Origin of the sequence: Streptomyces antnestii, assembly GCF_004005495.1 — a bacterium.
Classification (GTDB): Bacteria; Actinomycetota; Actinomycetes; order Streptomycetales; family Streptomycetaceae; genus Streptomyces; species Streptomyces antnestii.
In genome coordinates, this window is sequence record NZ_RZYA01000012.1 from 67,608 (window position 1) to 82,372 (window position 14,765).

The 14,765-nt window shown below is 71.1% G+C and carries 14 protein-coding genes; 8 read left to right on the plus strand and 6 right to left on the minus strand.

Features of this window, described 5'->3' with window-relative positions; all coding sequences use genetic code 11:
- Positions 1–237: 237 nt before the first annotated feature.
- Entirely contained in the window at positions 238–1,332 is a 1,095-nt protein-coding gene (locus EOT10_RS24015) for an amidohydrolase family protein (protein ID WP_127830387.1), read from the minus strand.
- Positions 1,333–1,442: 110 nt separating this feature from the next.
- Here EOT10_RS24015 and EOT10_RS24020 point away from each other — a divergent pair, with 110 nt between their 5' ends.
- The 5 genes from EOT10_RS24020 to thpD all read left to right on the plus strand — a co-directional run bounded on the left by EOT10_RS24020 (position 1,443) and on the right by thpD (position 6,151).
- On the plus strand, positions 1,443–2,561 hold the full coding sequence (locus tag EOT10_RS24020) for a pyridoxal-phosphate-dependent aminotransferase family protein (protein ID WP_127830388.1): 1,119 nt from the start codon (positions 1,443–1,445) through the stop codon (positions 2,559–2,561).
- Between the two features lie 404 nt (positions 2,562–2,965).
- On the plus strand, positions 2,966–3,460 hold the full coding sequence (ectA, locus tag EOT10_RS24025) for a diaminobutyrate acetyltransferase (protein ID WP_127830542.1): 495 nt from the start codon (positions 2,966–2,968) through the stop codon (positions 3,458–3,460).
- Between the two features lie 62 nt (positions 3,461–3,522).
- The gene (ectB, locus tag EOT10_RS24030) at positions 3,523–4,794 is read left to right on the plus strand and encodes a diaminobutyrate--2-oxoglutarate transaminase (RefSeq protein WP_127830389.1); all 1,272 of its coding nucleotides are present in this window, start codon (positions 3,523–3,525) and stop codon (positions 4,792–4,794) included.
- Between the two features lie 38 nt (positions 4,795–4,832).
- Complete coding sequence (locus EOT10_RS24035; RefSeq protein ID WP_127830390.1) at positions 4,833–5,237, plus strand: ectoine synthase; 405 nt, start codon at positions 4,833–4,835, stop codon at positions 5,235–5,237.
- Positions 5,238–5,242: 5 nt separating this feature from the next.
- Positions 5,243–6,151 (plus strand): ectoine hydroxylase, encoded by a 909-nt coding sequence (thpD, locus tag EOT10_RS24040; RefSeq protein ID WP_127830391.1) that lies wholly within the window; start codon positions 5,243–5,245, stop codon positions 6,149–6,151.
- 69 nt (positions 6,152–6,220) lie between these two features.
- Here thpD and EOT10_RS24045 read toward each other — a convergent pair whose 3' ends face one another.
- Positions 6,221–7,291, minus strand: a complete 1,071-nt coding sequence (locus EOT10_RS24045; protein ID WP_127830392.1) for an alkene reductase — start codon at positions 7,289–7,291, stop codon at positions 6,221–6,223.
- 174 nt (positions 7,292–7,465) lie between these two features.
- Between EOT10_RS24045 and EOT10_RS24050 the strand changes: the two genes are divergently transcribed.
- Positions 7,466–8,029, plus strand: a complete 564-nt coding sequence (locus EOT10_RS24050; RefSeq protein WP_127830393.1) for a MarR family winged helix-turn-helix transcriptional regulator — start codon at positions 7,466–7,468, stop codon at positions 8,027–8,029.
- A 53-nt stretch (positions 8,030–8,082) separates the two neighbouring features.
- Here the strand turns inward: EOT10_RS24050 and EOT10_RS24055 are convergent, their stop codons facing one another.
- From EOT10_RS24055 to EOT10_RS24070, 4 genes are all read right to left on the minus strand, one after another.
- A complete protein-coding gene (locus EOT10_RS24055) occupies positions 8,083–9,135 on the minus strand; it encodes an aminotransferase class V-fold PLP-dependent enzyme (RefSeq protein ID WP_127830394.1) in 1,053 nt (350 codons plus the stop codon).
- A 107-nt stretch (positions 9,136–9,242) separates the two neighbouring features.
- A complete protein-coding gene (locus EOT10_RS24060) occupies positions 9,243–9,962 on the minus strand; it encodes a DsbA family oxidoreductase (RefSeq protein WP_127830395.1) in 720 nt (239 codons plus the stop codon).
- A 94-nt stretch (positions 9,963–10,056) separates the two neighbouring features.
- A complete protein-coding gene (locus EOT10_RS24065; protein WP_127830396.1) occupies positions 10,057–10,677 on the minus strand; it encodes a DUF1349 domain-containing protein in 621 nt (206 codons plus the stop codon).
- A gap of 36 nt (positions 10,678–10,713) precedes the next feature.
- On the minus strand, positions 10,714–12,246 hold the full coding sequence (locus tag EOT10_RS24070; protein WP_127830397.1) for an aldehyde dehydrogenase (NADP(+)): 1,533 nt from the start codon (positions 12,244–12,246) through the stop codon (positions 10,714–10,716).
- Positions 12,247–12,382: 136 nt separating this feature from the next.
- Between EOT10_RS24070 and EOT10_RS24075 the strand changes: the two genes are divergently transcribed.
- The gene (locus EOT10_RS24075; RefSeq protein ID WP_127830398.1) at positions 12,383–13,156 is read left to right on the plus strand and encodes an IclR family transcriptional regulator; all 774 of its coding nucleotides are present in this window, start codon (positions 12,383–12,385) and stop codon (positions 13,154–13,156) included.
- A 105-nt stretch (positions 13,157–13,261) separates the two neighbouring features.
- Complete coding sequence (locus EOT10_RS24080) at positions 13,262–14,725, plus strand: penicillin-binding transpeptidase domain-containing protein (RefSeq protein WP_127830399.1); 1,464 nt, start codon at positions 13,262–13,264, stop codon at positions 14,723–14,725.
- Positions 14,726–14,765 lie beyond the last annotated feature (40 nt).

The following is a 14,765-nucleotide window of genomic DNA, read 5'->3' on the forward strand; positions in this document are numbered from 1 at the left end:
TCAGCAAGCTGACGGGAGTTCACTCCAAAGTGAGGTTTCCGAGCTTGTCTTCGATTCTTTGGGCTCGGTTGTTCCCTCTCGCCCCTCTGCTACGCCTCTGCTGCCTCTCTGTTGCCACCCGGTCCGCCGGTGCGCGTCGAACGCACCGGCGGCCGCGCGGGCGCACACGAGTGGTGTGCAACGAGCGGGCGGGCCGCGGCGTCACGTTCCGTCAACCCGCGTCCGCCCGCGGCCTGTTCAGCCCACCACGCGTCCCCGCAGCACGATCCGCCGGGGTGCCGCGAGCACGCGTACGTCGGCGCGGGGGTCGCTCTCGTACACCACCAGGTCGGCCGGGGCGCCCTCCTCGAGGCCGGGGCGGCCGAGCCAGGCGCGGGCGCCCCACGCCGTCGCGGAGAGCGCGTCCACGGCGGAGAGGCCGGCCTTGCGCAGTTCGGCGACCTCACCCGCCACCAGGCCGTGCGCGAGCGATCCGCCGGCGTCCGTGCCGACGTAGACCGGCACCCCGGCGTCGTACGCCGCCCGCACGGTGTCGTAGCGGCGCTCGTACAGCCGGTTCAGATGGGCGGACCAGCGGGGGAACTTGGTCTCGCCGGCCGCCGCGATCTGCGGGAACGTGGCGATGTTGACGAGGGTCGGGACGATCGCGACGCCGCGCTCGGCGAACAGCGGGATGGTGTCCTCGGTGAGACCCGTCGCGTGCTCGATGCAGTCGATGCCCGCCTCCACGAGGTCGCGCAGCGAGTCCTCGGCGAAGCAGTGGGCGGTGACGCGGGCGCCGAGGCGGTGTGCCTCGGCGATGGCGGCCTCGACCTCCTCGCGGGGCCAGCACGCGGTGAGGTCGCCCGCGTCCCGGTCGATCCAGTCGCCGACCAGCTTCACCCAGCCGTCGCCGCGCTTCGCCTCCCGGGCCACGTACGCGACGAGCTCGGGCGGCTCGATCTCGTGGGCGTAGTTGCGGATGTAGCGGCGGGTGCGGGCGATGTGCTGGCCGGCCCTGATGATCCTGGGCAGGTCCTCGCGGTCGTCGATCCAGCGGGTGTCGGACGGGGAGCCCGCGTCGCGGATCAGGAGGGTGCCGGCCTCGCGGTCCGTGAGGGCCTGTTTCTCGGCGACGTCGGCGGGCACCGGGCCGTGGGTGTCCAGGCCGACGTGGCAGTGCGCGTCGACGAGCCCCGGCATGGCCCACCCGTCGACGGTGGTGATGTCGAGGCCGGGCCCGGCAGGGCGGTCGTACGTCACCCGCCCGCCCACGACCCACAGCTCGTCCCTGACGTCGTCGGGCCCGACGAGGACCCGCCCCTTCACGTGCAGCACCGTGCGCTCACTCATGTCCGAAGCCTATGAGGCCGGTGGGTACGCTCGGAACGGCAGCCCGCCGTACGAACTCGTGAACGAAGATCACGGGCGACGTGAGCCCAGAGAGCGAAGAGAGCGCGAACGTGACCCACCCTTTCCTTGACCTGGCCCCCCTGAGCGCCGACCACTTCGCCTCCGTCGAGCGGCGCGTGGCCGGGCTCATGGACACCTCGCAGGACGTCGTGATCATGCAGGGCGAGGCGCTGCTGCCCCTCGAGGGCGCGATCCGCGGCACCGCGCGCCCGGGCACCGTGGCCCTGAACATCGTCACGGGCCCCTACGGCCAGACCTTCGGCGACTGGCTGCGTGACTGCGGCGCGACCGTGCACGACCTGGCGGTGCCGTTCCACACCGCGGTGCCGGCCGCCCAGGTGCGTGAGGCGTTCGCCGAGCACCCGGACATCGACTTCGTCTCGCTCGTGCACGCGGAGGCCGCGACGGGCAACACCAACCCGGTGGCCGAGATCGGCGAGGTGGTGCGCGAGCACGGCGCGCTCTTCTACCTGGACGCGGTGGCGTCGATCGCCGCCGAGCCGGTCCTCCCCGACGCGTGGGGCGTGGACCTGTGCGTGATCGGCGCGCAGAAGGCCATGGGCGGTCCGGCGGGCGTGTCCGCGGTCTCCGTCAGCGCGCGGGCGTGGGAGCGGATGGAGGCCAACCCGCAGGCGCCGCGCCACTCGTATCTGTCGCTGCTCGACTGGAAGCACCGCTGGATCGACGGCGGGCGCAAGGCGCTGCTGCACGCGCCGGCGCAGCTGGAGATGCTGGCCCTGGAGGCGTGCGTCGAGCGCATCGAGACGGAGGGCCTGGCCGCGCTGACGGCCCGTCACGCCCACGCGGCGGCGGCCACCCGGGCCGGTGCGCTGGCGCTCGGCGGCGGCATCGAGCCGTACGTGTACGAGGCGCGGGACGCGGCGCCGGTGGCCACGACGCTGCGCGCCCCGGCGGGCGTCGACGCCTCCGAGCTGGTCGCGCGGGCGCTCGCGGTGGACCCGGCCCTGCCGCTGGTGGCCGGGGGCGGCGCGCTCGCCAAGGAGATGATCCGCGTCAACCACTACGGCCCGCAGGCCACCCGGGGTGTCGTGCAGTCGTCGCTCGCGGCGCTCGGCGGTGCGCTTGCGGAGCTGGACGGGGCGGCCGGGGCCGGTGCGCCGGTGGACCTGGAGGGGGCCCGCCGGGCCGTCACGGCGGCCTGGGCGTAAACACCCCGTAGACCCTTCGCCCCTCGCCTTCACAAAAGGAGGTGCCGCCCCTTCAATGGGGCGGCACCTCCTTTTGCATTCCGAGTCAATTCTCGCGCATTTCTCAGCGCAGCTTCCCATATTCTTCTGCCCGCTTTCCCGGGACGTAAACACTAAGATTTCAACAACGGGAATCGGCGTAATTCGGACGCGTCTCACGTGGGTTACCTTCTTGTGACGCACTCCACATCGGGGGAATTTTGCGTAGTTCATCCCGGACAGACCAGCACATTCTTCCGGGATCTCGCGTACGCGCCCCCACCCGCGCGATAACACAGGACGAGCGTTTACGTAACCCTCTCCCTCGATGCAATCCCAGAAATTGCTCGGTAAATTGAATTCACATGACCGCGCAATTCCTGGAAATGCCTGAGAGTCTGCGGATCGACCGGCCCGAGGTGGCCGACGGCGCCGCGATCTGGCGCATCGCCCGCGACTCGAAGGTGCTCGACCTCAACTCCTCGTACAGCTATCTGCTGTGGTGCCGGGACTTCGCCGCCACGTCCGTCGTGGCGCGGGACGCCGCCGGCTCCGTCGCCGGGTTCATCACCGGGTACATCCGCCCGGACGACCCGCACACCCTGGTGGTGTGGCAGGTGGCTGTCGACGACGCGCACCGGGGGCGCGGTCTGGCCGGGGCGCTGCTCGACGGGCTCTGGGCGAAGGCCGCCGCCGGCCACGGGACGACCGTGCTCGAGACGACGATCTCGCCCGACAACACCCCGTCGCAGCGCCTCTTCGCCTCGTTCGCGCGGCGGCACGGCGCACAGGTCGCGCACACCGTGCTGTTCGACGCGGGCCTCTTCCCGGACGACGGGCACGAGCCCGAGGTGCTCCACCGCATCGGCCCCCTCGTCTGACCCACTGAGTCCCCACCCCGACTTCACCCCCACCCCCACCCCCATCTCCCAGGAGATTCGCTGTGACCATCACCCAGCCGGACCTGAGCGTCTTCGAGACCCTTGAGTCGGAGGTGCGCAGCTACTGCCGCGGTTGGCCCACCGTCTTCGACCGGGCGCAGGGCAGCCGCATGTACGACGAGGACGGCCACGAGTACCTCGACTTCTTCGCGGGCGCGGGCTCCCTCAACTACGGGCACAACAACCCGGTCCTCAAACGCGCCCTCATCGACTACCTGGAGCGCGACGGCGTCACGCACGGGCTCGACATGTCGACGACCGCGAAGCGCGCCTTCCTTGAGTCGTTCCAGAACATCGTGCTGCGCCCGCGTGACCTGCCGTACAAGGTCATGTTCCCGGGCCCGACGGGCACCAACGCCGTCGAGTCGGCGCTGAAGCTGGCGCGCAAGGTCAAGGGCCGCGAGTCGATCGTCTCGTTCACGAACGCCTTCCACGGCATGTCGCTCGGCTCGCTCGCCGTGACCGGCAACGCCTTCAAGCGCGCGGGCGCCGGCATCCCGCTGGTGCACGGCACCCCGATGCCGTTCGACAACTACCTCGACGGGCGGACGCCGGACTTCATCTGGTTCGAGCGCCTCCTGGAGGACCAGGGCTCGGGCCTCAACCAGCCCGCCGCCGTGATCGTCGAGACGGTGCAGGGCGAGGGCGGCATCAACGTCGCGCGCGCCGAGTGGCTGCGCAAGCTCGCCGACGTGTGCGAGCGCTGGGACATGCTGCTCATCGTCGACGACATCCAGATGGGCTGCGGGCGCACCGGCGCGTTCTTCTCCTTCGAGGAGGCGGGCATCACGCCGGACATCGTCACCGTGTCCAAGTCCATCAGCGGCTACGGGCTGCCGATGTCCCTGTGCCTGTTCAAGCCGGAGCTCGACGTGTGGGAGCCCGGCGAGCACAACGGCACGTTCCGCGGCAACAACCCGGCGTTCGTCACGGCCGCCGCGGCCCTGGAGGCGTACTGGACCGACGGCGCCGCGATGGAGAAGCAGACGCTCGCCCGCGGCCAGCAGATCGAACAGGTCCTGGCCGCGCTCCGCGAGGAGCACGCCGGCGCGGTCAAGGAGTACCGGGGCCGCGGCCTGGTGTGGGGCATCGAGTTCCACGACACCGAGCGGGCGGGCGCGGTGGCCAAGCGCGCCTTCGAGCTCGGCCTGCTCATCGAGACCTCCGGCCCGCAGGGCGAGGTCGTCAAGCTCCTGCCGGCGCTGACGATCACGCCCGACGAGCTGGACGAGGGGCTGCGCACGCTCACGAGGGCCGTGCGCGAGACCGCCTGACACCGCAACACACTGGAACAGAAAGGCAGCAACTCACCGTGATCGTCCGATCGTTCAAGGAGATCGAGGGCACCGACCGGCATGTGAAGGCCGCGTCGGGGACCTGGGAGAGCAAGCGCATCGTGCTCGCCAAGGAGAGGGTCGGCTTCTCGCTGCACGAGACCGTCCTGTACGCGGGTACGGAGACCAGGATGTGGTACGCGAACCACATCGAGGCCGTGCTGTGCGTGGAGGGCGAGGCCGAGCTCACCAATGAGGAAACCGGCGAGAAGCACTGGATCGAGCCGGGCACGATGTACCTCCTGGACGGCCACGAGCGCCACACCATGCGGCCGAAGACGGACTTCCGGTGCGTGTGCGTCTTCAACCCGCCGGTGACCGGACGGGAGGACCATGACGAGAACGGCGTGTACCCGCTCCTGACCGAACCCGAGGAGGCCTGAGTTCCATGACCGGACCGACGAGCACCCAGTCGGCGACCACCGATCTCTACCCGACCCGAGGCGCGTCCGAGGTGGCGACGCCGCGCGTCGACCCGGTCGTCTGGTCGGCGCCCGGCGCGCCGGGCCCGATCGTCCCATCGGACCTGCAGTCGTTCGAACGGGACGGCTTCCTGGCGATCCCCGAGCTGATCGGGCCGGACGAGATCGGCGTCTACCAGGCGGAGTTGAACCGTCTGGTGACGGATCCGGCGATCAAGGCCGACGAGCGTTCCATCGTCGAGCCGAAGTCGCAGGACGTGCGGTCCGTGTTCGAGGTGCACCGGATCAGCGAGGTGTTCGCGAAGCTGGTGCACGACGAGCGGGTGGTCGGCCGGGCGCGCCAGATCCTCGGCTCCGACGTGTACGTCCACCAGTCGCGGATCAACGTCAAGCCGGGCTTCGGCGCCAGCGGCTTCTACTGGCACTCGGACTTCGAGACCTGGCACGCCGAGGACGGCCTGCCGAACATGCGGACGGTGTCCGTCTCGATCGCGCTGACCGAGAACTACGACACCAACGGCGGCTTGATGATCATGCCTGGGTCGCACAGGACGTTCCTCGGCTGCGCGGGTGAGACGCCGCGGGACAACTACAAGAAGTCCCTCCAGATGCAGGACGCGGGCACGCCCTCGGACGAGGCGCTGACCAAGTTCGCCGACCGGCACGGCATCAGGCTGTTCACCGGCAGCGCGGGCTCGGCGACCTGGTTCGACTGCAACGCCATGCACGGCTCCGGGGACAACATCACCCCGTATCCGCGCTCGAACGTCTTCATCGTGTTCAACAGCGTGGAGAACGCTGCCGTGGAGCCGTTCGCGGCTCCGGTACGGCGGCCGGAGTTCATCGGGGCGAGGGACTTCACTCCGGTGAAGTGACCTTCATAGAGGCATAGTTGAGGCGGCTCCTCGCAGGGAGCCGCCCCAACTGCATCTAGGGGGAAGGCGTCAGGCCGACAGGGCGGGGTAGTCCGTGTAGCCCTTCGCGTCGCCGCCGAAGAACGAGGACGGGTCGGGGGTGTTGTACGGGCCCTGCGTCCCCAGCCGGGCCGGCAGGTCCGGGTTGGCGAGGAACAGGGCGCCGAAGGTGACGACGTCGGCGAGACCGTCCTCGATCAGTGCGAGCGCCCTGTGGTCGGTCGGGCCCTCGGTGAACGCGTTGAGGAAGAAGGTGCCGCTGAACCGCTTGCGCAGATCGGCGGTGATCTCCCGGATCTCCGGCGTGGCCTCCAGGACGTGCAGATAGGCGATGCCGAGCGGCTCGATCGCCGCGACCAGCGCCTGGTAGACCTCTGCGGAGTCGGTTCCCGGCATGGAGTTGTAGGCGTTCAGCGGCGAGATGCGCAGCGCGGTGCGGTCGGCACCGATGGCGTCGGCGACGGCCTTGACCACCTCGGCGGCGAACCGGACGCGGTTCTCGACGCTGCCGCCCCACTCGTCGGTGCGCTCGTTGGAGCCGGGCGCGAGGAACTGGTGGATCAAGTACCCGTTGGCGCCGTGCAGTTCGACACCGTCGAAGCCGGCCGCGATCGCGCCCTGTGCGGCGGTGGCGTAGTCGGCGATCGTGGCGCGGATCTCGTCGGCGGTCAGCTCACGGGGCGTGACGAAGTCCTGGAAGCCGTCGTTCGTGAACGCCTTGCCCTCAGGTGCGATCGCGGACGGCGCCGCGGGGAGCCCGCCCTCGGGCTGCAGCGACGGGTGGCTGATCCGGCCGGCGTGCATGATCTGCGCGTAGATCCTGCCGCCCCCGTCGTGCACGGCGTCGGTGACCCTGCGCCACGAGGCGATCTGCTCGTCGCTGTGCAGACCCGGGGTCCAGGCGTAGCCCTGACCGGCGGCGGAGGGCTGGATGCCCTCGGTGATGATCAGGCCGGCCGAGGCGCGCTGCGCGTAGTACTCGACGGTCAGGTCGGTGGCGGTGCCGCCCTCGCCGGCCCGGCTGCGGGTCATCGGGGCCATGGCGATGCGGTTGGCGAGCTGGACGCCGGAGAGGTCGATCGGATCGAAGGCGGTGGTCATGACTGCTCCATCCAAGGGCGGGCGACGGCAGGGACGCTCGTTATGTGGTCGGCCAACTAAGTGAACCGTGTGCCACCGTAACCTATTCCTTGGCCGACCAAGGTAATCTCTTCGTGAAGAGCTGAGAGGGTGGGAAACCCCGAGAGACCGCACGATCCGGAGTCTGGAGTCGCCATGACGGACGAGCCCGCTTGTAGCGAGCAACTTGGTCGCGAGCAGCCTCGTAGCGAGCAGCCTTGTAGCGAGCAGCCTTGTAGCGAGCAGCTGCCCGAGGTCGCCCGGTGCGGCCCCGTCAGTCATGCGCTCTCCCGCGTCGCGCGCCTCCACCGGATCACCGCGGGCAAGCTGCTGCGCAGGCTCGGCCTCTACCCGGGCCAGGAGTTTCTGATGATGCACCTGTGGGACAAGGGGCCCGTGCGCCAGTCGGAGCTCATCAAGGCGGTCGACCTTGACCCGTCCACGGTGACGAAGATGCTCCAGCGGCTCGAACAGGCCGGTCATGTGCGCCGGTCCCCCGACCCGGGCGACCGGCGGGCCGTGCTCGTCGAGCCGACGGAGGCCGGCTGCGGCCTGCTCGGCGACGTGCAGCACGCGTGGGGCGACCTGGAGGACCACACGCTCCGGGGCCTCGACGAGCAGGAGCGGGCAGAGTTCCTGCGGCTCCTCGCCAAGGTCGAGGCGAGCCTGTGCACGGGGGCGGCGGCGGACTGCCCGACGGCGGTGCGGGCCGAGGAGTGAGTCCGGCCACCGGCGGCGAACGCGCCGGTGGCCGGACGGGGAACCGAACCGGGTCAGCCCTTCAGGGCCGCGAGGAGCCGGTCGACGTCGGACTCCGTGTTGTACAGGTGAAAGGCCGCGCGCAGGTTGCCCGCCCGGTCGGAGACCTCGATGCCCGCGCTGCTCAGCTCCGGCTGGCGTACGCCGAGACCGGGCACGGAGACGATGGGTGAGCCGGGCGCGGGGACCGGCGTGTGGCCGAGGGCGGCGAGGCCCGCGCGGAAGCGGTCGGCCAGGGCGAGGTCATGGGCGCGGATCGCGTCGACGCCGAGTTCCTCGACGAGCGCCAGGGAGTGCCGCGCGCCCGCGTACGAGAACAGGCTGGGGCTCTCGTCGAACCGCCGTGCGGAGTGGGCGAGTTCGGCGACGGGTCCGTAGCAGCTGTCCCAGGGGTGTTCGCCCGCGACCCAGCCGGCGAACAGCGGGCTGAGTCCGCCGAAGTCCTGCGGGACGACGAAGAAGGTCACGCCGCGTGGGCACAGGAGCCACTTGAAGGCGACGGAGGACGTGTAGTCCTGCGCGTCGGCGTCGACGGGGAGCCAGCCGGCCGACTGGGAGACGTCGACATAGGTGCGGGCGCCGTGGGCGCGGGCCGCCTCGCGGATCGCGGGCAGGTCGGCGATCCGCCCGTCGGCGGACTGGGCCGCGCTGACCGCGACGAGCGCCGTGCCGGGGCGCACCGCGTCGGCGATGCCCTCCAGCGGTGCGGTGCGCACCTTGAGGTCGCCGCGTCCGTGGAATGGGTTCACGGTGGAGCTGAAGTCGCCCTCGGCGGTGAGGACTTCGGCCCCCGACGGGAGCGAGGCGGCGATGACGCCGGTGTAGACGGCCACCGAGGCCCCCGCCGCCACCCGGTCGGCCGGGACGCCGGCGATCCGGGCGAAGGAGGCGCGGGCGGCCTCGACGTCCTCGAACATGTCGGCGGGCCGCCCGGCCGCGACGGAGGCGACCGCGTCCCCCATGGTCGCCACCGTGCGGGCCGGGAGCAGCCCGGTGCTCGCGGTGTTCAGATAGGTCGTGGTGGGCGCGAACTCGGCGCGCACGAGCGCGTGATCGAGAGTCTCCATGGGACCCACTGTGCCGCCTCGCCAAGTATCGGTCCATTGCGACTTGTTGAGCAGTACCGCTAAGCGTCACTTATAAATGCAGGTCCTGCGGGGTGTGTCCGCGTGTGTCAGCTCTGCGGGACCGCGCATCCGTCCGGGCCGCAGGCCTCCGCGCCGTCCGCTCCGTCGATGACCTGGAGCGGCGAGCGGTTCCCCCACGCCTGTTCGAGGGCCTGGGCGAAGACCTCGGAGGGCTGGGCGCCGGATACGCCGTACGTGCGGTCGAGGACGAAGAAGGGCACGCCGTTCGCGCCGAGCTCGGCGGCCTCGCGCTCGTCGGCGCGCACGTCGTCGGCGTACCGGGCGGGGTCGGCGAGGACCGCGCGCGCCTCGTCGGCGTCGAGACCGGCCTCGGCGGCGAGGCTCACCAGGTACTCGTCGGCGTCGGCGAAGACGGACCGCTCCTCGGCGAAGTTCGCCCGGTACAGGAGGCCGATCAGCTCGTCCTGGCGGCCCCGCTCCTTCGCCAGGTGGAGGAGGCGGTGCATGTCGAAGGTGTTGCCGTGGTCGCGGCCCTCGGTGAGGTAGTCGAGGCCCTCGGAGGCGGCGTTCTCGCCGAGGTTGCGCTCGGCGGCCTGCGCCTGGTCCTCGGTCATGCCGTACTTCTGCGCGAGCATCGGGATGACGAGTCCGTTGTCGCCCTTGGCGCGCGTCGGGTCGAGCTCGAAGGAGCGGTGGACCACTTCGACACCGTCACGGTGCGGGAAGGCGGCCAGGGCCTTCTCGAAGCGGGCCTTGCCGACGTAGCACCAGGGGCAGGCTATGTCGGACCAGATCTCGACGCGCATGGGGGTCACTCCAGATTCGTACGGCACAGGGGGTCCCCCTGCGACCCCGTTCAACGTCCGGCCGGGGCGTCCCATTCCCCGTCGCCCCGTACGGTCAGGAACCGTCCCGCTGCCCCCGCGGCCCCTCCGGGCGGAACGCGATCCGGTCGTAGGTGACGACGCAGCCGTCACCGACCGGCGCCTGCGCCATGAAGCCCACGAGGGCGGCGGCCGTCGACGCCTCGTCGCCCAGCGAGAAGACGCGGACGAACGTCCACTTCTCGCCGTCGGGCGAGGCGTGGAAGGCGAAGGCGGTGCCGGTGCGGCTGATGCGCAGCCACACCGTGTCGCCGCCCACGACGAACGCGTTCGCGTCGTCGGAGCGGCCGCGGGTGACGACGGTGCACACGGTCGGCTCGGCGGGCGAGCGCTCCAGGCAGAGCTTGGCCCACTCGTGCTCGCCGACGTGCAGGTAGAGCACGCCCGCGTCGAAGTCTGCGGTGAAGCCGACCGTGACGCGCGCGATCAGCTGGAAGTCACCCTCCGGCGCCGCCCCGAGCAGCCGGGGCGCGTCGGAGGCCGGGTCCAGGGCCGTACCGGCGGGCGGCACGAAGCGGTCCTGGCGGGGCCCGGCCCTGCCGGTGAGCACCCCGTCCTCGTACGCCCACTGCCCGTCGGGGCCGTAGGGACGCAGGGGGAACGGGAGCTCGGGGAGTGTGAGGAGTTCGGTGTCCATCGGGTCAGAGTTCCAGGTGAGTAGGGGGTCGGGTGCTCAGAGTTCCTGACGGCCCTCGTAGCGGCGCGGCAGGCCGAGGGGGTTGTCGTCGCGCAGCTCCGGCGGCAGGAGTGCCTCGGGGGTGTTCTGGTAGGCGACCGGGCGCAGCCAGCGCTCGACGGCGGTGCCGCCCACGGACGTCGAGGTGGACGTCGTGGCCGGGTACGGGCCGCCGTGGTGCTGCGCCGGGGCGACGGCGACGCCGGTGGGCCAGGCGTTGACCAGGACGCGGCCCGCGAGCGGGGTGAGCTCGGCGAGGATCTCGGCGCCGCGCCCCTTGCCGGCGGCCTCGCCCTCGGAGAGGTGGACGGTGGCCGACAGATTGCCGGGCAGCCGCGAGAGCACGGCGGTGACCTGGGCGTCGTCCTCGTAGCGGGCGACGACCGTGACGGGGCCGAAGCACTCCTCCAGGAGGAGGTCGTGGTCGCCGCCGTCGGTGGCCAGGCGCTGGGCGGGGACCGTGAGGAAGCCGGGGCTGACGGTGTGCTCGCTGCCGGCGCCCGGGGTGACGGGGGCGTCCACGTCGGGCAGGCCCGCGCGCTCGGCGACGCCCGCGACGAAGTTGTCCCGCATCCGGTGGTCGAGGAGGACCCCGGCGCCGGTGTCGCTGACGGCGTCGGTGAGGGAGGCGACGACACGGTCTCCGTCGGCGCCCGCGGGGGCGAAGACCAGACCCGGCTTCACGCAGAACTGGCCGACGCCGAGCGTCATCGAGCCCGCGAGCCCGGCGCCGATCTGCTCGCCGCGCTCGGCCGCGGCCTCCGCCGTGATGACCACGGGGTTGAGGGAGCCGAGTTCGCCGTGGAAGGGGATCGGGACCGGACGGGACGACGCGGCGTCGAAGAGCGCGCGTCCGCCCCGTACCGAACCGGTGAATCCGGCGGCGGAGACCAGCGGGTGCTTGACCAGCTCGACGCCCGCCTCGAAGCCGTGGACCAGGCCGAGGACGCCCTCCGGGATGCCGTGCCGCGCGGCGGCCCGGCGGATCACGGAGGCGACCAGCTCGGAGGTGGCCGGGTGGTCGGGGTGGGCCTTGACGACGACGGGGCAGCCCGCGGCGAGCGCGCTCGCGGTGTCGCCGCCGGGCACGGAGAACGCGAACGGGAAGTTCGACGCCGAGTAGACGGCGACGACACCGAGGGGCACCTTGTAGCGGCGCAGGTCCGGGATCGGCGGGGTCGCCGTGTCGTCGGGGTGGTCGATGACGATGCCGAGGAAAGCGCCCTCGTCGACGATGTCCGCGAAGGCGCGCAACTGGTAGCTGGTGCGGGCAAGTTCACCGGTGAGGCGGACCGGGCCGAGCGCGGTCTCCGCGTCGGCGGCCTCCACGAGGTGGTCCTTCGAGGCGTCGAGGAACTCGGCGGCGCTGCGCAGGAACGCGGCCCGCACGGTGCGGTCGGCGAGCGAGTCCACGGCGGCGCGCGCGGCGCGGACCGCCTGGTCGACCTCGCCGGCCGTGGCCTCGACCGCCACCTGTTCCCGGTGCTTCCCGGTTCGGGGGTCGACACTCCAGACTGGTGCTGCTGCCACCGCGGGTTCCTCCCAGATCTGCGCCGCTCACCCGACGACGAACAGCACCTGTTCGATATGCTGAACGCTGTCCCTGGTGATGAATATGCTACGGAGTCAGGACACTAAGTCCGGTCGAACGAAGGGGTCAAGCGCGATGTCGGCAGGCGAGACGGGCGGCGGGGCGCAGGTCAAGTCCGCGGTACGGACAGTGGAATTGCTCGAGTACTTCGCGGGCCGGCCCGGAATGCACTCGCTGGCCGCGGTCCAGGAGGCTGTCGGATATCCCAAGTCCAGCCTGTACATGCTGCTGCGCACACTCGTCGACCTCGGCTGGGTGGAGACCGACGCGACGGGCACGCGGTACGGGATCGGCGTGCGCGCCCTGCTGGTCGGCACGTCGTACATCGACGGCGACGAGGTGGTGGCCGCGGCCCGCCCCACGCTCGACCGGCTCTCCGACGACACCACGGAGACGATCCACCTGGCCCGGCTCGACGGCACGAACGTCGTCTACCTCGCCACCCGCCAGTCCCAGCACTACCTGCGGCCCTTCACCCGCGTCGGCCGCCGCCTTCCCGCGCACTCCACGTCGCTCGGCAAGGCGCTGCTCGCGACGCACACCGACGAGCAGGTCCGCAAGCTGCTCCCCGAGACGCTCCCGGCGCTCACCGAGAACACCATCACCGACCGCGAGAAGCTCATCGAGGAGCTGCACACGGTGCGGGAGCGGGGCTTCGCGGTGGACCGTGAGGAGAACACCCTCGGTCTGCGCTGCTTCGGCGTCGCGATCCCGTACCGCACCCCGGCGCGCGACGCGATCAGCTGCTCGGTGCCGGTGGCGCGCCTCACCCCCGCGCACGAGCAGCTGGTGAAGGACGCCCTGTTCGACGCCCGCGACCGGCTGGCCATGGCGACGCGGCGGCTCTGACGCCGGCGCGCGGCCGGGGACCGTGCCGGGGTCTTGATGAGGATTCGCTGAGAAACCGGTGCGGAACGGAACGATTCGCTCTTGGCCGCTCGTCCTGTGTGCGGGATGAACAAGACGATCAGACGCGCCTCGGTCTTCTGTCTGCTCCTCGTGCTCGCTCTGCTGGTGAGGGCGACGTGGGTGCAGTTCTACGACGGCCGGGCCCTCGCGGACAACAAGGACAACCGGCGGAACGTGATGCGGCAGTACGCGTATCCCCTGGGCGACATCATCGTGGGCGGCCAGGCGGTCACCGGCTCGAAGAGAACGAGCGGTGGCAGCGACCTCGCGTACAAGCGCACGTACAAGGACGGCGATCTCTATGCGGGTGTGACCGGCTTCAGCTCGCAGGTGTACGGGCAGACGCAGCTGGAGGGCATCTACAAGGACGTCCTCGACGGCACGGACGTGCGCCTCAAGAACCCGGTCGACGCGGTCACCGGCAAACACACCGAGCCGGGTGACGTGGTCACGACCATCGACCCGGGCGTGCAGAAGGCCGCGTACCGCGCGCTCGGCGACAAGAAGGGCGCGGCCGTCGCGATCGACCCGAAGACCGGCAAGGTCCTCGGCCTCGTCTCGACCCCGTCCTTCGACCCGTCGAAGATCAGCGGCTCGGACCCGGCCACCGACGGCACGGCGTGGACGGCGCTGTCGAAGGACAAGGACCGGCCGACGCTGAACCGCGCGATCAAGCAGGCGCTGCCGCCGGGCTCCACGTTCAAGCTGGTCGTCGCGGCGGCCGCGCTCGAGGACGGGCTCTACGGGTCGGTGGACACGAAGACCGACAGCCCGAACCCGTACCGGCTGCCCGGCACGGCCACCGACCTGCGGAACGAGAGCGCGTCCGCGCCCTGCGAGAACGCCACGATCCGTACGGCCCTGCAGTACTCCTGCAACAACGTCTTCGGGAAGATGGCCGTCGACCTGGGCCAGGACAAGGTCAGGGCGATGGCCGAGAAGCTCGGCTTCAACGACGGCGAGCAGGACATGCCGGTCCGGGCCTCGAAGAGCGTGTACCCGTCGGGCATGGACAAGGCGCAGACGGGTCTGTCGGGCATCGGCCAGTTCGACGTGACGGCGACGCCGCTGCAGATGGCGATGGTCTCGGCGACGATCGCGAACGGCGGCGAGCAGGCGGCGCCGCACATGGTGTCGCAGGTCACGGACGCCGACGGCAACGCGATCAAGAGCTTCGCGGACGGCGACGACAAGCGCGTCATGAGCGCGTCCACGGCCTCGCAGCTGCGGTCGGCGATGGAGACGGTCGTGTCGCAGGGCACCGGTACGAACGCGCGGATCGCGGGCGCGACGGTGGGCGGCAAGACCGGTACGGCCCAGCACGGCGAGAACAACAGCGAGACGCCGTACGCCTGGTTCACGTCGTACGCGAAGGACGACTCCACCGGCAAGGAGGTCGCGGTGGCGGTCGTGGTGGAGCAGTCGAACGCGGCCCGCTCGGAGGTGAGCGGCAACGGTCTGGCGGCGCCGATCGCGCAGGCGATGATGTCGGCGGCGCTCAAGGGATAGGCGGTAGGCGCACCGGTGGGGCCGGAACACGTGTTCCGGC